At 63.1% G+C, this 20,715-nt stretch carries 20 protein-coding genes; 6 read left to right on the top strand and 14 right to left on the bottom strand.

Annotation, left to right across the window (positions count from 1 at the left end; translation table 11 throughout):
• Positions 1–77: 77 nt before the first annotated feature.
• The 5 genes from QN397_RS05710 to QN397_RS05690 are packed head-to-tail and all read right to left on the bottom strand — an operon-like array spanning position 78 to position 6,646.
• Complete coding sequence (locus QN397_RS05710) at positions 78–1,949, bottom strand: TRAP transporter large permease subunit (protein ID WP_323500329.1); 1,872 nt, start codon at positions 1,947–1,949, stop codon at positions 78–80.
• A 12-nt stretch (positions 1,950–1,961) separates the two neighbouring features.
• Positions 1,962–2,972: a TRAP transporter substrate-binding protein gene (locus QN397_RS05705; RefSeq protein WP_323500328.1), complete on the bottom strand. Its 1,011-nt coding sequence runs from the start codon at positions 2,970–2,972 to the stop codon at positions 1,962–1,964.
• 55 nt (positions 2,973–3,027) lie between these two features.
• A complete protein-coding gene (locus tag QN397_RS05700) occupies positions 3,028–3,813 on the bottom strand; it encodes an SDR family NAD(P)-dependent oxidoreductase (RefSeq protein WP_416352308.1) in 786 nt (261 codons plus the stop codon).
• Positions 3,814–3,868: 55 nt separating this feature from the next.
• Positions 3,869–5,476 carry an acyl-CoA synthetase gene (locus QN397_RS05695; protein ID WP_323500326.1) on the bottom strand — a complete coding sequence of 536 codons (1,608 nt, stop codon included), beginning with the start codon at positions 5,474–5,476 and terminating at the stop codon, positions 3,869–3,871.
• 3 nt (positions 5,477–5,479) lie between these two features.
• Positions 5,480–6,646 carry an acetyl-CoA acetyltransferase gene (locus tag QN397_RS05690; protein ID WP_323500325.1) on the bottom strand — a complete coding sequence of 389 codons (1,167 nt, stop codon included), beginning with the start codon at positions 6,644–6,646 and terminating at the stop codon, positions 5,480–5,482.
• 192 nt (positions 6,647–6,838) lie between these two features.
• Here QN397_RS05690 and QN397_RS05685 point away from each other — a divergent pair, with 192 nt between their 5' ends.
• Positions 6,839–7,660, top strand: coding sequence for an IclR family transcriptional regulator (locus QN397_RS05685; protein ID WP_323500324.1), 822 nt, complete (start codon positions 6,839–6,841; stop codon positions 7,658–7,660).
• Between the two features lie 62 nt (positions 7,661–7,722).
• On the opposite strand, the gene QN397_RS05680 is transcribed toward QN397_RS05685, so the two are convergent.
• From QN397_RS05680 to QN397_RS05640, 9 genes are all read right to left on the bottom strand, one after another.
• Positions 7,723–9,081 carry an NAD(P)H-dependent oxidoreductase gene (locus QN397_RS05680; protein WP_323500323.1) on the bottom strand — a complete coding sequence of 453 codons (1,359 nt, stop codon included), beginning with the start codon at positions 9,079–9,081 and terminating at the stop codon, positions 7,723–7,725.
• Positions 9,082–9,092: 11 nt separating this feature from the next.
• A complete protein-coding gene (locus tag QN397_RS05675; RefSeq protein WP_323500322.1) occupies positions 9,093–9,971 on the bottom strand; it encodes a phytanoyl-CoA dioxygenase family protein in 879 nt (292 codons plus the stop codon).
• Positions 9,968–10,678: a GntR family transcriptional regulator gene (locus QN397_RS05670; protein WP_323500321.1), complete on the bottom strand. Its 711-nt coding sequence runs from the start codon at positions 10,676–10,678 to the stop codon at positions 9,968–9,970. The genes QN397_RS05675 and QN397_RS05670 overlap by 4 nt, the downstream gene beginning before the upstream one ends.
• Before the next feature lie 114 nt (positions 10,679–10,792).
• Positions 10,793–11,695, bottom strand: a complete 903-nt coding sequence (locus QN397_RS05665; RefSeq protein ID WP_323497107.1) for an SDR family oxidoreductase — start codon at positions 11,693–11,695, stop codon at positions 10,793–10,795.
• Positions 11,696–11,743: 48 nt separating this feature from the next.
• Positions 11,744–12,001: a hypothetical protein gene (locus QN397_RS05660; RefSeq protein ID WP_323500378.1), complete on the bottom strand. Its 258-nt coding sequence runs from the start codon at positions 11,999–12,001 to the stop codon at positions 11,744–11,746.
• A 34-nt stretch (positions 12,002–12,035) separates the two neighbouring features.
• A complete protein-coding gene (locus QN397_RS05655) occupies positions 12,036–12,458 on the bottom strand; it encodes a hypothetical protein (protein WP_323500320.1) in 423 nt (140 codons plus the stop codon).
• Between the two features lie 116 nt (positions 12,459–12,574).
• Positions 12,575–12,781 carry a hypothetical protein gene (locus tag QN397_RS05650; protein WP_323497109.1) on the bottom strand — a complete coding sequence of 69 codons (207 nt, stop codon included), beginning with the start codon at positions 12,779–12,781 and terminating at the stop codon, positions 12,575–12,577.
• A gap of 95 nt (positions 12,782–12,876) precedes the next feature.
• Positions 12,877–13,482: a hypothetical protein gene (locus QN397_RS05645; RefSeq protein WP_187054136.1), complete on the bottom strand. Its 606-nt coding sequence runs from the start codon at positions 13,480–13,482 to the stop codon at positions 12,877–12,879.
• Positions 13,483–13,555: 73 nt separating this feature from the next.
• Entirely contained in the window at positions 13,556–14,359 is an 804-nt protein-coding gene (locus tag QN397_RS05640) for a Crp/Fnr family transcriptional regulator (RefSeq protein WP_323500319.1), read from the bottom strand.
• A gap of 123 nt (positions 14,360–14,482) precedes the next feature.
• Here QN397_RS05640 and QN397_RS05635 point away from each other — a divergent pair, with 123 nt between their 5' ends.
• The 5 genes from QN397_RS05635 (at position 14,483) to QN397_RS05615 (ending at position 20,696) form a co-directional block, all read left to right on the top strand.
• Positions 14,483–16,465, top strand: a complete 1,983-nt coding sequence (locus QN397_RS05635; protein ID WP_416352311.1) for an AMP-dependent synthetase/ligase — start codon at positions 14,483–14,485, stop codon at positions 16,463–16,465.
• Positions 16,462–17,286 (top strand): ABC transporter ATP-binding protein, encoded by an 825-nt coding sequence (locus tag QN397_RS05630; RefSeq protein WP_187054133.1) that lies wholly within the window; start codon positions 16,462–16,464, stop codon positions 17,284–17,286. The genes QN397_RS05635 and QN397_RS05630 overlap by 4 nt, the downstream gene beginning before the upstream one ends.
• A gap of 1 nt (position 17,287) precedes the next feature.
• Positions 17,288–18,217: a branched-chain amino acid ABC transporter permease gene (locus tag QN397_RS05625; RefSeq protein ID WP_187054132.1), complete on the top strand. Its 930-nt coding sequence runs from the start codon at positions 17,288–17,290 to the stop codon at positions 18,215–18,217.
• A gap of 13 nt (positions 18,218–18,230) precedes the next feature.
• The gene (locus QN397_RS05620) at positions 18,231–19,295 is read left to right on the top strand and encodes a branched-chain amino acid ABC transporter permease (RefSeq protein WP_323500318.1); all 1,065 of its coding nucleotides are present in this window, start codon (positions 18,231–18,233) and stop codon (positions 19,293–19,295) included.
• Positions 19,296–19,430: 135 nt separating this feature from the next.
• Positions 19,431–20,696 carry an ABC transporter substrate-binding protein gene (locus QN397_RS05615; RefSeq protein WP_323500376.1) on the top strand — a complete coding sequence of 422 codons (1,266 nt, stop codon included), beginning with the start codon at positions 19,431–19,433 and terminating at the stop codon, positions 20,694–20,696.
• Positions 20,697–20,715: the final 19 nt, after the last annotated feature.

The raw sequence follows: 20,715 nt of genomic DNA, 5'->3' as shown, positions 1-20,715 counted from the left end.
GAATGGAGTCGGCCAGGGGCCGTAAAAAAAGCGTAAAAACCCGGCGCTTCGAGGGCGGGCGCCGGGTCGCCCGTGCGTTACAGGAATGCCGTGGAGAACCAGGGAACGGCCGCGATGACCACGACGCCGATGACCAGTGCGACGATATACCCCACCAGCGGCCGCAGTCCTTCTTGCGGATCGATCCTGCTCACGGCGCACGCAGAGTAGTAGCCCACACCGAATGGCGGAGCGAACAATCCGATGCCCATCGCCAGGATGACCACCATGGCGTAGTGCACCTCCTGAAGCCCCACTTGCTGGGCAATCGGAAACAGCAGTGGCCCGAAAAGCACGATGGCGGGAATGCCTTCGAGCACGCTGCCGAGAACGATGAAACCGACAATGGACGCGGCCAGGAACGTCCACTTGCCACCGGGGAGCGCCATCGCCGCCTCGGCAAGACTGGTGGAGAAACCCGATTGCGTCAGCGCCCACGCCATGCCGGTGGCCGCGCCGATGATCAACAGGATCGCGCCGGAAAGCGCAGCCGTGTCGAGCAGCATGGGCTTGAGCCGATTCCAGTCGAACTCTTTGTAGATCAACAGGCCGACGGCCATCGAATAGACGATGCCGATCGTCGAAACTTCAGTGGCGGTGGCGATGCCCTCGACGACGGAAAACCGGATGACGAAGGGCAACGCGATGGCAGGCGAGGCTGCAAGGAGGTGCTTCGCGATCTGCGCCTTGGTGCTGCGGGAGATATGCCGAAGGTCTTCGTGACGGTGTCGATGCCAGACGACCACGCAAAGCAGCAGGCCGACCACCACGGCCGGCAGCATGCCACCCGCGAACAACGCGGTAATCGAGACGCCGGTGACGGAGCCGACCGTGATCAACACCAGGCTCGGCGGAATGGTCTCGGTCTGTGCGCCCGTCGCAGAAAGCAGCGCCACCAACTCACCCGGCTTCGACCCGCGTTTGCGCATCTCCGGAAAGAGCGCGGGGGCGATGGCCGCCATGTCGGCCACCTTGGATCCTGAAATTCCTGACACAAGGTACATGGCGCCGACCAGCACGTAAGAGAGTCCGCCCTTGACATGCCCGATCATCGAAGCAAGGCAACCGATGAGGCGTCGCGCCATGCCGGTCGCCTCGATCAGCAGCCCGAGAAAAACGAACATGGGCACCGCCAGCAGGATCAGATGCGACAGGCCTTCGCCCATGCGCCCCACCAGCACTGCCAGCGGTGTCGTGGTGGTCAACGCCAGATAGCTCAACGTGGCGAGTCCGAACGAGAACGCGATGGGCACGCCGGCGAACACGCATCCCGCGATCATGAAGACAAAGAAGATCACCAGGTTGACGTTACCCAGAGATCCGAACAGCGGCTTGGCCAGGATGAGGGCCGCAGCGCACACACCGATCAGCACCAGCGAAGTCAGGATCACCCTCCATTCAGCGACGACGGCAAGTCGAAGCAACCCCGCGAGCAACATCAGGAACATGCCGACCGGCAACGCCGCTGCCCGCCATGAACTCGACAACTCCAGGCCGGGCATCATCATGAATTGCTCGTCTGCCGCGTACTCGTAGGCCGGAACCAGAATGCAGCCGAGAAAGACGATGGCCGCGATGATGGCCACCGTCTCGAGCAGCGTACGGGTGCCTGGCGATGCGTTGTTGACGAAGGTCGACATTCGCATGTGCTCGCCGCGCCGCAACGCGATCACGGCGCCCAGCATCGCCAGCCAGATGAACATCATCTGAGCGAGTTCGTCCGACCAGATCAACGGCGCATGAAAAACATAGCGCGCCACGATGCCGGCAAACAGGATGCAGATCTCGCCGATGAGCAACAGCGCGGCGACGTTCTCGATGACGCTGAAAAAAGCCTGATCCAGCCGGGCCGCCAGGGGCCGCAGCGGCGGTCGCGCAACAAACTCCGGGGACAAGACCTGGGTGTTCATGTCCTGCTCCCGTCACACCAGCTTGCCGACCGCTGCCTCGAGCTTGGCCCAGGCCTCGTCGCCGAACTTTCCCTTCCACTCCGAATAGAACTTGCCCTGTTGCAGCGCCACGCGAAACGGCTCGATCGCCGGCTTGTTGAAAACAAGTCCTTTGCCGGCCAGTTCCTGTTGCAACGACACCGCCAGTTTTTCGCTGTCGGCGCGCTGGACCATGGCAGCCGCATTGAAGTTCTTGGTCACGATCTCGCGCAACGCGACCGGCATACTTTCGAATGCCCGGTTGTTGGCCAGCATCCAGTAGCCGTCCCAGATATGGCCTGTCAGCGCACAGTTCTTTTGCACTTCATAAAGCTTTGCGGACTGGATGATGGGAAGCGGGTTTTCCTGCGCATCGACCAGTTTGGTCTGGAGTGCGCTGTAAAGCTCGTTGAAGTTGATGCCGGTCGGCGACGCCTTGAGCGTCTTGAACAACGACATCAGCAATGGACTGACCGGGACGCGAATCTTCAGTTCGTTGAGATCGGCCGGTGTGTTGATCAGTTTGGACGAAGTGACATGACGAAAGCCGTTGTCCCACACCTTGTCGAACACATGCAGATTCGCTTTGGTGATGTGCAGGCGAATGAAATTGCCTAGGTCGCCGTCCATCGCCTTCCAGACACTGGGGTAGTCCGGGAACGCGAAGCCCACGCTGTTGAGCGACGCCATCGGCACCAGGTTGGCGAGAATCACGCCCGCCAGGGTGAGGAAGTCCAGCCCACCGGAGCGCACCTGGCTCAACATGTCGGTGTCCGACCCGAGTTGCCCGTTAGGAAACACGCGCACGATCACCTTGCCATCGGTTTCGGACTTGATCTTCTCTGTCGCCTCATTCAGGCGAATGAAGATCGGGTGCGTGTTCTGAACATTGGTCCCGACCTTGAAGTTGAAGGTGCCGTTTTGTGCGGTCGCGGTCTTGCTGCCAAGGCCGATCAGGCCGATGGTCGTGGCGGTCTTGAGAATGGTGCGGCGTGAGGTTTGCATATCTTCTTGTCTCCTGGTTTATCGTGGTTGTCGTGGTTATTTTTTTTAGTCGCTGTCATGCACATCGGGCGCTGAGTCCGCCGTCGACTGTCAATTGAATTCCGGTCACATAGCGGGCTTCATCCGATGCCAGATAGAGCGCTGCATAGGCGGTGTCCCATGCGTCTCCCATCTTTCCGGTGGGCACTTGCTTGTCGCGCTGTTCGATCATCGAATCGATGTCGCCGCCATATGTCTTGAGCAGGGGCGCGCGGATCAACGGAGTGTTCATGAAGCCTGGCATCACGCAGTTGGCACGGATGCCTTGTGCGGCGTACTGGACTGCGATGTTCGACGTCATGGCAACGATCGCAGCCTTGGCGGCGCTGTAAGCAATGTAGGGAAAGCCGATCCAACGTACGGCGGCGACGGAGCCGATGTTCACGATGGCACCGGACTGTCGTTCGATCATGTGCGGCAACACGTGCTTGCAGGCGAGGAACACACTGGTCTGGTTCACCGCGATGACATGGTCCCAGCTTTCCTCTGAAGTCTCGACCGGCCCGCCCACCTCGACGATTCCCACGTTGTTGTGCAGCACGTCGATGCGACCGAACCGACCGATGCAGGCTTCGACCGCCTGCTTCATGTCGGCACTCACGGAAGCGTCGGTCCTGAACGTCATGCAGGTGCCGCCCTCGCCTTCGATGAGAGCCTGCGTTTCCTGTGCCGCCTCCAGTCGTGAGTCGACTGCGAAAACCTGTGCGCCTTCCCTCGCATAGAGCACCGCCGCCGCTTTCCCATTGCTCCAGCCGGGTCCCGAAGAGCCGGCACCACTGACGATGACGACTTTGTCTTTCATTCGATTGCTCAACGACCATCTTTCATGCGTATTCCTTATCGCAACGCGGCCATGATCAGGAAGACGGAGCGATGTCGCCGCGCTCGGTGAGAAGCCGCAAGACATCCTTCTTGGTCACCTTGCCGTAGCCCGACTTCGGCAAGGCGTCCCAGAAGAACATCCGGCGTGGCCAGCGGTACTTTGCGCATCGGCCATCGAGGTGGGCCAGCAGGGCCTGTTCGTCGACCGGACTCGCCGAGGCCCCGCGAACGATCACCGCAACGCCGATTTCTCCCCATTTGGAATCGGGTACGCCCAGCACGGCGACCTCGGCGACGCCCGGGTGCGTGAGCAGGACCTCTTCGACTTCACGCGGGTACACGTTGGACCCGCCGGAGATGTACATGTCGGATTCGCGGCCGGTGATGTAGAGCAGCCCGCGGCTGTCCATCCGGCCCAGGTCGCCCGTATGGAACCAGCCACCTTGCAGTGCCTTGGCCGTGGCATCCGGGTTGTCGTGATACCCATTGAAAACAGCAGGGCCACGGCAGCAGATTTCGCCGACGGTGCCAGCTGCGACACGCTGAAACCCTGCGCCCAGAATCGCGACCTCCATGCCCACTCGGGCCCGACCGCAGGATCCGATGTTGGCGTTGGGGTCGTCGTCGTCCGCCGAGTGCATGTCGGGAGTGAGGACGGTGATGTTGCCGGTGACCTCGCCGAGACCGAAGTACTGCACCAGCACCTTGCCCAGTTTGCCGAGCGCAAGTTTCTGGTCGATCCGGTACATCGGTGCTCCGGCATAGATGACGTAGCGGAGTGAAGAGTGATCGTAACGATCGACGGCCGGATGTTCGACCAGCATCTTGACGATCGTCGGGACGGTGAAGACGTTGCTCACTGCATGCCGCTCGACGAGTTGCCAGAACGACTCCGGATCCAGCCTTTCGCCCGGCATCATGACGGTAGCGGCACCCCGGGCCACATTGAGCAGCGCATGGATTCCGGCGCCGTGCGAGAGCGGCGCGACCGCGATCGAACAGTCTTTTTCCGTGGTGCACGGAATCAGTTCGGCAAGATGGTTGGTCACCACGAAAGCCATTTGTCCGTGCGTGAGGATGCCCGCCTTGGGCTTGCCGGTCGTGCCCGAGGTATAGAAAAACCACAACGGGTCGTCGTAAGCGACTGCGGCGCACTCGACCGATCCGCCAGACTCGTCCGAGTCTGCTGCGTGCTCTTGGACGAGTCCCTCGTACGAACTCTCACCGGCACGCGGATTCCCGATGCAGACCACCAACTCCAGCGCATCCGATGCCGCACGCACGGCGTCGACGTGCATCGCGAAATCCGACTCGTAGATCATGAGGCGTGCACCGCTCGATGCGCCGAGGTACGAAATCTCGGGTGGCGTCAGGCGGAAGTTCGTCGGTACCCAGACGCAACCGAGGCGAAAGGCGACCCAGCAACTTTCGAACAACTGCAGGTTGTTGCGGGACTGCACGAGGATCTTGTCGCCCTTCTTCATGCCCTGGTGGCGCAATGCCGCCACCATGGCGTCGACCCGCGCGTGGATTGCCTTCCAGGTCCAGGTCTCGTCGCCCTGGATCAGACCTGCGTGTTGCGGAAACAACCGGGCCGTTTGCGTCAGCAATTGGCCGAGGTTCATGACTTGAGCCGGGTGCATCGATCAGACCGCTTCGAGCACGCTCAGGTAATTGGCCACTGCAGCGCCGCCCATGTTGAACACCGCGCCCCTTCGCGCGTTCGGCACCTGCATGTCCCCGGCAGTCCCGGACAACTGCATTGCAGCCATGACGTGCTGCGACACGCCGGTGGCACCGATCGGGTGACCGCGCGACTTCAGGCCGCCCGAGGGGTTCACGGGCAGCCGGCCGTCCATACGTGTCACGCCATCCAGAATGACCCGCGCACCTTGCCCGTGCGGCGCCAGCCCCATGGCTTCGTATTCGAGCAGTTCCGCGATGGTAAAGCAGTCATGCGTCTCCACGAATTGCAGGTCGGTTAGTTGTGACTCGGCCGCGGCAAGGCCCCTGCCCCATGCCCGGGTTGCACCTTCGAAGCGCGTCGGGTCCCTGCGCGACAGGGGAAGGAAATCATTGACCTGCGTGCGTGAGCGCCAGCGCACGGGAGCGACCTGCGCGTTGCCCACCGGCTCCATCGACAGCACGAGTGCCGCGGCGCCATCCGACACCAGCGAGCAGTCCGAGCGCTTGAGGGGTCCGGCGACGAACGGATTCTTGTCGGACACCGTGCGACAAAAATCGAAGCCGAGATCGCGTTTCATGTGCGCATAGGGATTGCGAACACCATTGATGTGATTCTTTGCAGAGATTGCCGCGAGGGCATCGGACTGATCGCCGAAACGCTCGAAATAGGTCGCCGCGATTTTTCCGAACACTCCAGCAAAGCCTCCCGGCTCGCTGCCCTCTTCCTTGACGTAAGAACACTTGAGAAGCACCGCGCTGATCTCGTTGTTCGGCAGCGTGTTCATCTTCTCAAAGCCGACGACGAGTACCCGCTTCATACGACCGCTTTCAAGCGCATCGAGTGCAGCCCAGATCGCGGCAGAACCCGTGGCGCAGGCGTTCTCCATGCGCACCGCCGGGGTGAACCGGAATGCCGGGATGGCGACTGCCGCGATCGACGCGCTGAAGTCTTGCGGTACGAATCCGGCATTGAAGGTGCCGACGAATATGCCGTCGATGTCTTTGGGCTCAAGTCCGGCAGTCGCCATTGCGGGAAGCGCGGCGTCACGAAACATCTGCTCTATGTCGAGCTGGTCGAGCTTTCCGAAGGGCGTGTGCCCCCAGCCGATGATGTGTGCAGTTGGCATGTGCAGTGTCTTTTGGTGTCGAGCCAGGGCGCTCGGTGGATTACTATGCGGCGCAATTGTTTGCAGCACTTGCGAGTCGTAGTGACGAGACTCAAAGTTTAGGAGGGGGCAACCAGTCCGCGCCGAATAGAGCGCCAGATTAGAAACTTAATGCGTCAGCATATGAACCGAGGATGAAGGGTTTGCACTGATATGGATGGCGGAAGAATCGAGACTGCAGGAGCACAGACTCTTCGCCGTGGCTTGTCGGTGTTGCGACTGTTGACGCGTGTCGGCCCGGGCGGAATACGCGTGAGCGATATAGGCAGGCGGGTGAGCCTGAACAAGGCCACCGCCATTCGTCTGACACGTGCACTCATGGACGAGGGCTTTGTGTTGCACGACCCTGTCTCGGGTCGCTACCGCCTGGGGCCGGAAGCCTTTGCGGTGGGACTCGCGGCCGAACCCAGCTTCGAACTGCAGCGACTGGCGGCGCCCCTTTTGCGCAGGGTCGCATTGGAAACCGGGGACACGGTGCTCTTCTCGGTACTGCACGGCCATGAAGCGATCTGCCTGTCGCGTGATGAAGGCGACTATCCCATTCGCAATCAACTCATCAAGGCTGGCGACCGCTGGTTGTTGGGCGTGGGTGCCGGCGCCGCCGCCCTTCTTGCAGCCTTGTCGGACGAAGAGGTCTTCGACGTGCTGGCACGCAATGCAGAAGTCAGGGCGGCGCGCTTCCCTCGATGCACCGACGCCGCCATTTGGGAGCTGATCCATCAAACGCGCACGCTCGGCTACTGCCTGCAACCCGGACTGGTGGTGGAGGGCAGTTGGGCGGTCGGCGTACCCGTTTTCGACACGAACGATCGGCCTGTGGCGGCGATCAGCGCTGCCGCGATCGAATTGCGGCTTGGCCCAGCGCGCGGGGCGGCCATCGGGAATCGCCTGGTCATGGCAAGCAGAGAGCTGTCCGGCTTGCAGGCGCTCCAGGGCGATCGGCGCGACGCCGAGAAAGCCGCCGCGCAAACCTGAAGAGCCAGCACTGGATGAAGGGCCCGACACGGCTGGAATCCTGTTCGCTCCCAAGCACCCGCTCAGGCGACCTTGGCGTCGGGCAGCGCGAACATCGACTCCATTTCCGCTCGCAGCTTGTAGGCGTCGGTCGACATGTCCATCGCGACGTCGGCCCAGCTCAGGCTCTGGCCCTTCTTGACCGGCCGCAGCACCTTGACGTTGTGGGCCAGACCCAGCGGCAGCCCGCCCATTCGCAATGAACGATCGGCCGGTAGCAATTTGCCCCAGACGGTGTAGCCGCCTTCGCCATCGAGCATCTCGCCCGGCATCAGGTCGCGCTTGGCGGTCGCCACCACGTCGGCGTTCCAGCAGGTCGCGACACCGGTGGCCTCGCCGCGCAGCGCGACGCTGGCGACTGACACGCCGACCTCCAGCCCGATCAGGTGCCAGCGCTTGTACAGGGTGAAGTAGCGACCGCTAGGGTCGGTGTGCGCGTTGTATTCCTCGAAGCAGTTCTTGATGTAATCGGTCTCGGCCTCGACCGTGACCCACACGCCCATGCGGATGTCGTAAGGGATGCGCCTGCCATCGGCCTCGAGCGACGAAATGACTTCGACCATGCCCTTGCGCTCCAGCACGCCGCCTTCGCTTTTCGGCCGCGTCACGACCGGAATGTCTTCCACGCTGGCCGGCGGATAGAGCAACCCGTCGGACGGCACGAAAAGACCGGTGGCGTTGGCCACCGAGGAGCTTTCGATCGACGGCTTGGAGCCATCGAGAAAGCTGTTGAACATCTTCGGGTTGAGGCCGCCTCGCTCGGCCTGTTCGGGCGTCAGGCCGTAGTTGCCCCAGACCGTCTCGGGCGTCGATTCCGAGAAGTGCGGCAACCACTTGTGGCCGCGACCGGCCGCCACCACCGGAAAGCCGCAGGTACGCGCCCAGTCGACCAGGTCGCAGATCAAGGCGGGCTGGTCACCGAACGCCAGTGAATAGATCACACCGGCGTCTTGCGCCTTGCGCGCCAGCAACGGGCCGCAGAACGCATCGGCCTCTACCGTCACGTTGACCACATGCTTGCCGTGCGCAAAGGCATCCAGGCAGTGCTGAACTGCCGCGACCGGATTGCCGGTGCACTCGACCACGATATCGATGCCGGCGTTGCGCGTGACGGCTTGCCAGTCGTCGGTGATCCAGGTGGCGCCGGTCTTCAGCGCCTCCTGGGCCGAGCGCGCCTGCGTGCGTGCCGGGTCCCATCCGACCCGCGTCAGGCTGGCACGCGCCGCGTCGGGCGAGAGGTCGGCGATGGCGACCAGATGAATGCCGGGCGTTCGCGGAATCTGCGCCAGGTACATCGAACCGAATTTGCCGGCGCCGATCAATCCGATGCGGATCGGACGGCCTTCGGCTTCGCGTTGCTGGAGTTTGGAGTGGAGGCTCATCACGCTTCCTTTCAGGCGGTGGTGGCTTCGTCGATGACGTCGAGCGACGTCTGCAGCGCGCTTTCTGGCAAGCCGTGCTGCCACGGCGTGTCGACCGGGTAGGGCTTGAGCAGGCAGTCATCTGGCAGCATCGCGATCGGGGTGAAGTCGCGCTGCGCGATGAACTCGGGCCGCTTGAACCGACGAATATGGTTGCTGACCGCGCATAGGCTCAAGTACACCGCGACACGGTTGAACGGCGACAGGTTGCTGCCCGAAGCGTGCACCAGGCAACTGTGGAACAGGATCATCGAGCCTGCCGGGCCCTTGGGCGAGACGATGCCGCCGTCCTTGCCGCCGGCGCGATCGACCAGTTGCCGGATCAGGTCGTGGTCGACCGTCCAGAGCGGGTAGCTGGTGGTGGTGAGGTCGTGCTTGGCATCGACCACGCCCTTCTTGTGACTGCCCGGGATGAACATCAACGGGCCGTTGTATTCACTCACGTCGTCCAGGAAGATCGCCACGTTCATGGCACGCTCGGTCGGCATCAGATCGTCGTTGAGCCAGGTACCGTAGTCCTGGTGCCACTGCCACACGTCGCCCTCGAAGGCCATCTTTCCGTTGATCTTGAACTGGTGCATGTAGACCTCTTCCTCGAAGAGATCGGTCACCGGCCCCACCATCCGTGGGTGGCGCGCCAGGCGAGCGAAAGGCTCGCTGATCAGGTGCGCCGCAAAGTTGGTGCGCACGGCATCCTTGCCTTTTTCTCGCACGTTGAATGCCTCGCGGCGGCTGTACAGGTCCGGCACCGCCTCGGTCAGGGTGCGAGTTTCTTCGGGCGTGAAATGACCGGGAAAGAACAAGTAGCCGTCGCGATCGAATTGCGAGCGTTGTTCGGGTGTGAGCTTCATCGTATGTCTCCGGAAAGTGCGGTGGTTGAAGTGGAAAGGGCCGGGCTATTCAGTCGTTCGGCAAGGCGCCGGCCGAGGTTGGCGCTGGCCTGCGCGCCGTGGTCGTTGCTGAGCTGCGCGGCACCGTCGGCGTCGCCGGCTGCGATCGCATCGGCAATCGATTCGTGTTCGTCCCAGAGCGACTCGCGCTGCGTCGCTGCCTGCAGCACCGCGCCCATGGCACGTCGCAGATGGCGCCAGTGCAGGTCGGCGCTCTGCGCAATCAACGCGTTGCCCGATGCGACGTAGATCGCCTGGTGGAACGCCATGTCTGCATCGAGCATGGCCTCCACGCTGAGCCCGCGCGCGGCGCGCCGGCCGCGCTCGATCAGCTTGGGGTCGATGCGCAAGCGCTGCTCTGCGGCCAGCCGCGCAGCCAGCATGTCGAGGGCGCCGCGCACCTGATAGACCTTGCGCATCCACTCGGCATCGAGTGGTGCCACCCACACGCCTCGGCCCGGCGCGTCGTGCACGAAACCGTCTTTCTTGAGCAGTCGCAACGCCTGCAGCACCGGCTGGCGCGAAACGTTCAGGCGGCGCGCGATGTCCTCCTGGGTGAGCCGCTCGCCCGGCGCCAGCGAGCCGCTGCTGATGGCGTCGAGCAGCGCCCGATAGACCTGATCGACCAGGTCGGGTGCGGCGGGGATCTGAACCAGTGGCATTGACATCACTTACTTTGAACTCTGTATACAGAGTACCGAGTAAACCGATGTCGACCTAACGGGTTTTTACTTAGGGCATCGCTCGCCCGCCGTCGCAGCGACAAACATTCTTTCGCGCCCTCAGCGCTGCAGCTTGTCTTTGGCGTTCTGTTCTTCGATGCGCTCGCGGGCCGCGATCCAGTCGGCATCGCTCCACTGGCGCAGCTCGTAGAAGTTGCCACCAGTGGCCGCGGCCTGGCCACCGTCCATCATGATCGACTGGCCGGTGAGCCAGTCGCACTGGCCCGGTGCCATCAGGAAGGCTGCGAGGTTCTGCAACTCGCTCATTTCGCCGACGCGCGCCATCGGGTTGCTGGCCTTGGAGCGCTCACCCGGCTCTTCGCCGGGATTGAGGCGCTTGCTCATGCCCTCGGTCGGGATCTCGCCCGGGCCGACGGCGTTGAGTCGAATGCCGTAGCGCGCCCATTCGATCGCCAGCGATTTGGTCATGACCTCGATGCCGGCCTTGCTCATGGCCGAAGGCACGACATACGGACCGCCGTTGTCGACCCAGGTGACGATGATGCTCATCACGCTGCGGTACGGGCTGCCCTTTTTCCACTCGCCGGACTTGGCCTGTGCGACCCACCGCTTGCCGACGGCTTGCGTCACGTAGAAGCTGCCATGGAACACGATGTTGGCGACGGCGTCGAAGGCGCGTGGCGACAGGCTTTCGGTCGGTGCGACGAAGTTGCCGGCGGCGTTGTTGACCAGGCCTGTAAGGCCGCCGCTTTCGAACAGGCTCTCGACCATTTCATCGACCGCCTGCGCATTGCGGATGTCGACGCCGAAGGTGTCGATGCGCCGCTCCGGAAAATCCTTGCGCCATTGGGCCGCGGTTTCTTCGAGCACCGACTGACGCCGGCCGCAGATGGCGACATCGGCGCCGAGCGCCAAAAACTTTTCGGACATCGACTTGCCGAGGCCGGTACCACCCCCGGTGACGAGGATGCGCTGGCCGGTCATGAGAGCGGTCTGGAACATGGTGTTGTCTCCTTCGTTGTAAATCTTGTTGCGGTGGCCGTGGAGCGCTCAGTCGGGCACGAACTTGCTCTTGAACTTGACCTCGTCGGCAACGTCTTCGAGCGTGACGAGCTGGCCCATCTTGTTGTCGACCAGGCGGCAGGCCGCGAAGAGGCTGTAGCGGCCTTTCAGGTAATAGCTTTCCATGTCGATCAGCATGTACGGATACGGCAGGAAAACCTGGTGCTCGAACACGGCGCGATGCACGTTCCGCGGTGAAGGGAACAGCTTGTATTCGTCGGTGGCGAGGGATTTGGCGGTGGCGATGACGGCTCCAAAAGCGTAGGCGGGATCAGCGTTGTCAGGATGGGCGGAATTGTTTGCGAAGAAACGCGCGATGGCGACCGATGTGCGCCAGCTGCGCTTCGGCGATGGTGCCGCCGAGGTCGACTTCGTCGCCGTTGAGCACCTCGTTGGCATAGGCCATCGCGCGAGCGACGACCTCTTCTTCGGTGACGCCCTGGTCGACTGCCAGATCGAGCGCAACACGCTTCATGGCGCGCTGCGAGAGCACCCACTGGGCGGCAAAAGCATCCCAGGCAGCGGCCGCTTCCTTGAACTTGTCGCGCTCGGCGAGGATCTGGTCGAGCGGCTTGGCGAGCAGTTCGTTCAGCGATTGGAGCTGCTCGAACATCACCTCGATTTGCGCATTGGCGGCGAGCAAGGCATCGCCCGCGCCTTCGAGTTTGACGGCACCGGATGACGGCTTATCGGAAGAGGACATGAAAGTAAGTGGGGCGCAGAGACTGAAAAGTGGGTGCGACCTCGTTTTGCGGATCGCTTGAGGAGCGATTGTCGCGCGCAGCCCGAAGGGCCGCAGCATCGGAAAGCGACTTGGCGCTAGAGGCCCGCCATGAAAGTCGTCGGCCCGGCGATTTGCGTGTCGACGTCCTCCGGACGACCCGCCATCACGTTCTTGCTGGCGCTGGAAAACCAGATCACGCAAAACACCAGCGCCACGCAGCCGATCAGCGCGAGGAAGCCGAGCCAGTAGACGAGCGCCAGGGTCACCAGCGGCGTGATCAGGAGTGCAGCGGTTCTGAGCATGGCGCCATCATCGCGCGACTCATCGGAAACATTGCGTGACAAAGTCGACGCGACGGTGAAATTCGACGCCCAGCCGACGGCCGGTCAAGCGCCCGTCAGCCGCCGACAAGCGCCTGGTAAGCCTTGCGCGTGGCCGGCGCGACCGAATCGAGCGCCAGCGCATACGAGGTCTGGTGCCGTGCCAGCAACCGCGCCGAGGCCACCGACTTCGAGCGACAAAACCAGTGGCAGGTGTGCTGCATCAAGAACAGTTCCGCCGACATCGTGAAGGCTTTGCGCTTGGGAGTCTGGCCGAGCGCGTTGCTGGCCGCGTCGGCAATGCCCTGCGCGTGAATGGCAAAGGCCTTGCGTGCATCGAAGGTCGCGTTGGGGAAAAGCCGGTCGGCCAATGGCAGCGCGAGCGGCAGCTTGCTCGTACGGGTTTGCGCCTCGTCGATGCGCCCGAAGCCGGCGGCAAAGCGGCCGAACTGATCGGCCAGCGCGGCCTCGGCTGTGTTCAACATGCTCCAGATCTGATCGCGACGCTCGGCATCGTCTTCGGCGAGGCATCGCATGTAGCCCTCGGTCAGGTTCTCCATCAGCTTTTCGATCTGGTACTTGCCGAGCTGGCCGCCCAGGAGGGCGATGCGGCGGGCCTGTTCTTTCGATTTGAGGACCCAGGCGGTGACGGCGATCAGGATCACCAGGACAAGAATTTCCATGAGGGCAGCGGGCAAAAAGCGAAGACGCGCAAGGCGGGATTGCAGTGTAGTGAGCGTGGACGGACGGCGGGGATCAGCGGGCTTTGGGCGGCATCGGGTGAATCGCATGGGTTGAACTGACCGGCTTTGCCGTCTTCACTGGCCAGCGCGTCCCTGGCAGGCCGCCCGCGCGCAGCGCAATCAGATCGGTCACCCGCACACCGCCGTACTCCACCCGAATGGCGCCCTGCCCTTCCAGCGTTCGCAGCGCCTCGTTCACCCGCTGGCGCGACAGGCCGATCAGGTACGCCAGCTCTTGTTGCGTGATGCGCAGCAGCTCGCCGACACCCGGGAACAGCACCGGGTTGAACAGCGCGGCCAGGTTGCGGGCGACGCGGGCGTCGGGGTTGTTCAGGCGGTCGGCCTCACGCGCGGCGATGAACTGGGCGAGCCGCTCGTTGAGCTGGTTCATCACGAAGCGGTTGAAGCCGATCGAGTGGTCGAGCAGCCAGTGGAACTCGTCGATCGGCAGGCCGGCGACGAGGCTGCGTCGCAGCGCCTGGATGTTGTAGCGGTACGGCTCGCGCTTCATCACGGTGCCTTCGCCGAACCAGCCGCCGGGCGGCAGTCCGCTGTAGGTCATCGAGGTGCCGTCGGCGTTGTCGTTGCTCATCTTGAGCAGCCCCTCGACCACGCCGAACCAATAGGTCGGCGAGCGGCCGACGCGGCACACCAATTCGCCGGCATCGGCATCGCCGACCACCACGGCTGCTTCGGCACGCTTTCGCTCGGCCGGCGTGAGCGTGTGAAGCCACGGAATATTGTCGAGCTCGTGCGGGTGCGCGGCGCGAACCGTGTCGCGAATCGAGCCGCTGCTGGCGTTGTTGCCGATCGTCATGGGCTGGGCTTCATCGGGAAAGTCCGGGGAGTACTGTCCCTTAGATTGTCGTTGGAACGACAAGCCGGCGTCAAAGTGGCGCCTACGATCCGGCCCACTGTGCCGACCCTTTCCACCGCTTCGCTGCTCGCTCCGGCGTCCAAGCCACCCACCTTTCCCCGCCTGCTGCAGGCGCATGCGAAAGCGCGGCCCGACGCGCCGGCAGTGCGCGAGAAAGACCTGGGCATCTGGCAGACCTGGACCTGGCGCGAGACCGCGCAGGAGGTGCGTGAAATCGCCTGCGGCCTCGCGAGCCTCGGCTTCAAGACCTTCGATAACCTCGCCATCGTCGGCGCGAATCGGCCGCACCTGTACATGGCGGTCGTCGCGGCGCAAAGCCTGCGCGGCGTGCCGGTGCCGCTCTATCAGGACGCGGTCGCGACCGAGATGGTCTTCATGCTGGAAGACGCGTCGATCGAGTTCGTCATCGTCGAAGACCAGGAGCAGGTCGACAAGCTGCTGGAGTGCCGTGAGATCCAGCAAGGCAAGCTGGCCGCGCAACCCGACCTGCCGCAGATCCGCCACATCATCTACGACGACCCCAAAGGCCTGCGTCACTACGACCAGCCGGGGCTGATCGGCTACGAGCAACTGCGCGAATTGGGCCGTGCTTTCGACACGGCGCATCCGGGATTTTTCGACGCCGCGGTGGCGAGTGGCAATGCCGACGATGTCGGCGTGATCCTCTACACCTCGGGCACCACTGGGCGGCCCAAGGGCGTGTGCCAGACGCATGCGAGCTTCATCGCCGCAGGTCAGGGCGGCGTGGTGAGCGACAAACTCGGCCCCGGCGACAACATCATGAGTTACCTGCCGATGGCGTGGGTAGGCGACCATCTTTTTTCGGTGGCGCAATGGCTGGTCGGCGGCTTCACGCTGAACTGTCCCGAGTCGGCGGCCACGGTGATGAACGACATGCGCGAGATCGGGCCGAGCTATTACTTCGGCCCGCCGCGTACGTTCGAAGGCTTGCTCACCGCCGTGTCGATCCGCATGGAAGACGCGGCCGCGCCCAAGCGATGGCTGTATGCCAAGTTCATGGCGCTAGCGCAACGCGTCGGTGCCGACATCCTCAACGGCGCGCCGGTCAGTGCGACGGACCGCGCGCTGTACGCGGTCGGTAATTTGATGGTCTACGGGCCGCTGCGCAACGTGCTGGGAATGAGCCGCATCCGCGTGGCGTACACCGCGGGCGCCGCCATCGGGCCCGACCTGTTTCGTTTCTATCGCTCGATCGGCGTCAACCTGAAGCAGTTCTACGGCCAGACCGAAACCTGCGCCTACGTCTGCATGCAGCAGGACGGCAAGGTCAAGCTGCAAACCGTCGGCACCGCAGCGCCCGGCATGGAACTGCGCATTGCCGACAACGGCGAAGTGCTGGTGCGCGGCGTGTCGGTACTGCAGGGCTACTACAAGCGGCCCGACGCGACAGCCGAAGTGCTCGATGCCGATGGCTACTTTCACACCGGCGATGCCGGCGTGCTCGACAGCGAAGGCCACCTGCGCATCATCGATCGCGCCAAGGATGTGGGTCGCATGGCCGGTGGCGCGATGTTCGCGCCCAACTACATCGAGAACAAGCTCAAGTTCTTTCCGCAGATCAAGGAAGCGGTGTGCTTCGGCGATGCGCGCGAAACGGTCTGCGCCTTCATCAACATCGACTACGAAGCGGTCGGCAACTGGGCTGAACGACGCGGCCTGGCGTATGCCGGCTACGTGGACCTGGCCGGAAAGCCCGAGGTGCTGACGCTCATCGCAGACTGCATCGGCAAGGTGAACGCAGACCTCGCATCCGAGCCCGGCATGGCCGACACGCAGATCGCGCGCTTCCTGGTGCTGCACAAGGAACTCGACCCCGACGACGACGAGATGACTCGCACCCGCAAGGTGCGGCGCAGCTTCATCGCCGAGAAGTACGCGGTGCTGATCGAGGCGCTCTACACGGGCAAGACAGAGCAGTTCATCGAGACGCAAGTGAAGTTCGAAGACGGCCGCACCGGATCGGTCAGCGCGACGCTGCAGATCGTCGATGCGAAGCGGTTCGCTGCAGTGAAGGCGGCTGCATGAGCGCCGCGCCGGGCCGCCCCGGGCAAGCAAATAGAAAAGTCGGCGAGGTCATCCTCGACGTGCAGAACATCTCGCTCAGCTTCGGTGGCGTGAAGGCGTTGACGGACATCAGCTTCGATGTGCGCGAGCATGAGGTGCGCGCCATCATCGGGCCGAACGGCGCGGGCAAGAGCTCGATGCTCAACTGCATCAACGGCGTGTACCAGCCGCAGCAAGGCTCCATCACCTTTCGCGGCCAGACCTTCACGCACATGAACTCGCGCCAGGTAGCCGAAATGGGCGTGGCGCGCACCTTCCAGAATCTGGCGCTCTTCAAGGGCATGAGCGCGCTCGACAACATCATGACGGGCCGCAACCTGAAGATGAAGAGCAGCCTGCTCGCGCAAGCATTTCGCAATCCGTTCGGCTGGGGATCGGCCGAACGCGAAGAGCTGGAGCAGCGCGAATTCGTCGAACGCATCATCGACTTCCTGGAGATCCAGCCGTTTCGCAAAACGCCGGTGGGGCAGCTGCCCTACGGCTTGCAGAAGCGCGTCGACCTCGGCCGCGCGCTGGCGATGGAGCCGCAGGTGCTGCTGCTCGACGAGCCGATGGCCGGTATGAACGTCGAAGAAAAGCAGGACATGAGCCGCTTCATCCTCGACGTCAACGACGAGTTCGGCACGACCATCGTGCTGATCGAGCACGACATGGGCGTGGTGATGGACATCAGCGACCGCCTCGTGGTGCTCGACTACGGCAAGAAGATCGGCGACGGTACGCCGGACGAAGTGCGCAACAACGAAGACGTGATCCGGGCGTACCTGGGCGTGGAACATTGACATGGGCTTTTTTCTTGAGACCCTGTTCGGCGGCCTGATGGTCGGCATGCTCTACGCCCTGGTCGCGCTGGGCTTCGTACTGATCTTCAAGGCGTCCGGCGTCTTCAACTTCGCGCAGGGTGCGATGGTGTTGTTCGCGGCGCTGGCGATGGCACGGTTCTCCGAATGGTTCCCGCTGTGGTTCGGCTTCAGCAGCCTGGTTCTGGCCAACATCCTGGCGTTCATCGCAGCGGCCCTGTGCATGGTCGGCGTCGCCTGGCTGGTCGAGCGCTTCGCGTTGCGGCGGCTGGTCAACCAGGAGGGCATCACCCTGCTGATGGCGACGCTCGGAATCGGCAACGTGCTCGACGGCGCAGGCCAGCTGATCTTCGGCAGTGCGACTTACAAGATCGACGTCGGCATGCCGAAAGATCCGCTGCTGGTGCTGGAGAACATCTTCGAAGGCGGCTTGCTGTTGAACAAGGAAGACATGTACTCGGCGGTCGCTGCGGCAACGCTGGTCATTCTGCTCACCCTGTTTTTCCAGAAGACGCGCACCGGTCGCGCGCTGCGCGCCGTGGCCGACGACCATCAGGCGGCGCAGTCGATCGGCATTCCGCTCGGCCGAATCTGGGTCATCGTGTGGTCGGTCGGCGGCATCGTCGCGCTGGTCGCGGGCGTGATCTGGGGCAGCAAGCTCGGCGTGCAGTACTCGATTTCGCTGGTCGCGCTGAAGGCGTTTCCGGTGGTGATTCTCGGTGGCCTTACCTCGGTACCCGGCGCCATCATCGGCGGGCTGATCATCGGCGTCGGCGAGAAGCTTTCAGAGATCTATCTGGGCTCGTACCTCGGCGGCGGCATCGAAAACTGGTTCGCCTATGTGCTTGCGCTCGCAGTTCTGTTGATCCGCCCGCAAGGTCTGTTCGGCGACAAGATCATCGACCGCGTCTGACGAAACCGCCACTATGTTCTACAGAGAAAACGGTCAATTCAAGAGCAGCTACCGTGCCGACCTGGCGCTGTTCCCGATCGCGCAAGACCGCTGGGCGATGCTGGCGCTTGCGGTCATCGCGTTCGTCGTGGTGCCGCTTACGGTGAGCGACTACAGTTTTCGCGCGGTGCTCATTCCCTTCCTGATCCTCGCGCTGGCGGCCATCGGGCTCAACATCCTGGTCGGCTATTGTGGACAGATCTCGCTCGGCACGGGCGCTTTCATGGCGATTGGCGCTTACGCGGCCTTCAACCTGCAGGCGCGCGTCGACGGCATGCCGCTGTTGATCGCGATCCTCGGCGGCGGGCTGGCGGCCACGGTGCTGGGCGTTCTCTTCGGCATACCGAGCTTGCGCATCCGCGGGCTGTACCTGGCGGTCGCGACGCTCGCTGCGCAGTTCTTCATCGACTGGTTCACCAACCGGGTGAAGTGGGTCACCAACGACTCGTCTTCCGGCTCGGTCAGCGTGCGCACCTTGCAGATGCTGGGCTTCGAATTCAACACGCCGGTGCAGAAGTATTTGCTGTGCCTCGGCTTCGTCGTGGTGTTCGGCCTGCTCGCCAAGAACCTGGTGCGTGGGGCCATCGGCCGCGAGTGGATGGCGATGCGCGACATGGACGTGGCCGCGGCCGTTATCGGCATTCGCCCGGTGTACGCCAAGCTCACTGCGTTTGCGGTCAGCAGCTTCATCGTCGGCGTGGCCGGTGCGCTGTGGGGCTTCGTGCATCTGGGTGCATGGGAGCCGGCTGCCTTTGGCATCGACAAGTCGTTCCAGCTGCTCTTCATGATCATCATCGGCGGACTCGGTTCGATTGCCGGCGCCTTCTTTGGCGCCGCCTTCATCGTGATGCTGCCGCTGCTCCTGAACTACGTGCCGCACTGGCTCGGCCTGTCGATATCGACCGCCACGGCGTCGCATCTGGAGCACATGATTTTTGGCGCGTTGATCGTCTTCTTCTTGATCGTCGAGCCACACGGACTGGCGCGGCTGTGGTCGACGGCGCGACAGAAGCTGCGGCTGTGGCCCTTCCCGCATTGACCGCACTGAACCCGCTCACTCACCGTTTTCAACGTCGTTCCAACCCTGCACTTTTATGTGCTCAATAAAAGGAGACAAGCCATGAGATTGATGAACTTCGCTCGCACCGCGGCCTTTGCCGTCGCGGCACTGTCGATGGTCGCTGCGACCTCGATTGCCCAGGCGCAGACGGCCGAACAGTTCGTTCCGCTGCTGGTGTACCGCACCGGCCAGTTCGCTCCGTTGGGCATTCCATGGGCCGACGGCAAACAGGACTACTTGAAGCTCGTCAATGCGCGTGATGGTGGCGTCAACGGCGTCAAGCTCACGTATGAAGAATGCGAGACGGCGTACGACGCGGCCAAGGGCGTGGAGTGCTACGAGCGTCTGAAGGGCAAGGGCACCGGCGCGTCGGGCTTCGATCCGCAATCGACCGGCATCACCTTCGCCGTCACCGACAAGGCCTACGCAGACAAGGTGGCGATCGAGACGCCCGGGTACGGCCTGTCGCAGTCGGTCGACGGCACGGTGTTCGAGTGGAACTTTCCGTTGCTCGGCACCTACTGGACTGCTGCCGACGTGATGATCCAGGACATCGCCAAGAAAGAAAAAGGCAACCTCAAGGGCAAGAAGATCGCGCTGGTTTATCACGACTCGCCTTACGGCAAGGAGCCGATCCCGCTGCTGCAAAAGCGCGCCGCAGCCGAAGGCTTCGAGCTCTCGCTGTTCCCGGTCACGCCGCCCGGCGTCGAGCAAAAGTCGGTCTGGCTGCAGATTCGCCAACAGAAGCCCGACTACGTGTTGTTCTGGTCGGCCGGCGTGATGACGCCCGCCGGCATCCGTGAAGCACAGGCCAGCGGCTTCCCGCGCGAGAAGATGTACGCGATCTGGTGGGCCGGGTCCGATCACGACGTGAAGGACATCGGCGCCGGCGCCAAGGGCTACAACGCCATCACCATCCACAACAGCGCAGCCAAGGACAAGGTGCAGGACGACCTCAGGAAGTTCGTCTACGACAAGGGTCAGGGCACCGGTGCGGCCGAAGGCGTCGGCACGCTGGCGCACACGCGCGGCATGATGATCTCGATGCTGCAGGTCGAGGCCATTCGCGCCGCGCAGGAAAAGTACGGCAAGGGAAAGGCGTTGACGTCGGAGCAGGTGCGCTGGGGTTATGAAAACCTCGACCTCACGGCCGACAAGCTGAAGGCGCTGGGCTTCGGCGAAATCATGCGGCCGGTCAAGACATCCTGCAGCAACCACATGGGCACCGACTGGGCGCGCATCGTGACGTGGGACGGCAGCAAGTGGGAGAACAAGTCCGACTGGTACCAGTCGGACAAGAAGTTCATCGACCCGCTGGTCAAGGAATTCTCCGAAAAGTACGCCAAGGACAAGAACGTCAAGGCGCGTTCTTGCAGCTAAGGCTGCAAGCTTCCAAGCG

The sequence above is a fragment of the Variovorax sp. RTB1 genome, from assembly GCF_035018765.1.
In the GTDB taxonomy this organism is placed as follows: Bacteria; Pseudomonadota; Gammaproteobacteria; order Burkholderiales; family Burkholderiaceae_C; genus Variovorax.
This window is presented reverse-complemented; position numbering and strand designations above follow the sequence as displayed.

What these genes read in the sequence shown, in the direction of transcription:
- QN397_RS05665 (WP_323497107.1), bottom strand. Translation starts at nt 11,695, where the DNA reads ATGTTCCAGACCGCTCTCATGACCGGCCAGCGCATCCTCGTCACCGGG.
- QN397_RS05695 (WP_323500326.1), bottom strand. Translation starts at nt 5,476, where the DNA reads ATGCACCCGGCTCAAGTCATGAACCTCGGCCAATTGCTGACGCAAACG.
- QN397_RS05630 (WP_187054133.1), top strand. Translation starts at nt 16,462, where the DNA reads ATGAGCGCCGCGCCGGGCCGCCCCGGGCAAGCAAATAGAAAAGTCGGC.
- QN397_RS05625 (WP_187054132.1), top strand. Translation starts at nt 17,288, where the DNA reads ATGGGCTTTTTTCTTGAGACCCTGTTCGGCGGCCTGATGGTCGGCATG.
- QN397_RS05670 (WP_323500321.1), bottom strand. Translation starts at nt 10,678, where the DNA reads ATGTCAATGCCACTGGTTCAGATCCCCGCCGCACCCGACCTGGTCGAT.
- QN397_RS05655 (WP_323500320.1), bottom strand. Translation starts at nt 12,458, where the DNA reads ATGTCCTCTTCCGATAAGCCGTCATCCGGTGCCGTCAAACTCGAAGGC.
- QN397_RS05690 (WP_323500325.1), bottom strand. Translation starts at nt 6,646, where the DNA reads ATGCCAACTGCACACATCATCGGCTGGGGGCACACGCCCTTCGGAAAG.
- QN397_RS05620 (WP_323500318.1), top strand. Translation starts at nt 18,231, where the DNA reads ATGTTCTACAGAGAAAACGGTCAATTCAAGAGCAGCTACCGTGCCGAC.
- QN397_RS05705 (WP_323500328.1), bottom strand. Translation starts at nt 2,972, where the DNA reads ATGCAAACCTCACGCCGCACCATTCTCAAGACCGCCACGACCATCGGC.
- QN397_RS05645 (WP_187054136.1), bottom strand. Translation starts at nt 13,482, where the DNA reads ATGGAAATTCTTGTCCTGGTGATCCTGATCGCCGTCACCGCCTGGGTC.
- QN397_RS05685 (WP_323500324.1), top strand. Translation starts at nt 6,839, where the DNA reads ATGGATGGCGGAAGAATCGAGACTGCAGGAGCACAGACTCTTCGCCGT.
- QN397_RS05700 (WP_416352308.1), bottom strand. Translation starts at nt 3,813, where the DNA reads ATGAAAGACAAAGTCGTCATCGTCAGTGGTGCCGGCTCTTCGGGACCC.
- QN397_RS05640 (WP_323500319.1), bottom strand. Translation starts at nt 14,359, where the DNA reads ATGACGATCGGCAACAACGCCAGCAGCGGCTCGATTCGCGACACGGTT.
- QN397_RS05615 (WP_323500376.1), top strand. Translation starts at nt 19,431, where the DNA reads ATGGTCGCTGCGACCTCGATTGCCCAGGCGCAGACGGCCGAACAGTTC.
- QN397_RS05650 (WP_323497109.1), bottom strand. Translation starts at nt 12,781, where the DNA reads ATGCTCAGAACCGCTGCACTCCTGATCACGCCGCTGGTGACCCTGGCG.
- QN397_RS05675 (WP_323500322.1), bottom strand. Translation starts at nt 9,971, where the DNA reads ATGAAGCTCACACCCGAACAACGCTCGCAATTCGATCGCGACGGCTAC.
- QN397_RS05710 (WP_323500329.1), bottom strand. Translation starts at nt 1,949, where the DNA reads ATGAACACCCAGGTCTTGTCCCCGGAGTTTGTTGCGCGACCGCCGCTG.
- QN397_RS05680 (WP_323500323.1), bottom strand. Translation starts at nt 9,081, where the DNA reads ATGAGCCTCCACTCCAAACTCCAGCAACGCGAAGCCGAAGGCCGTCCG.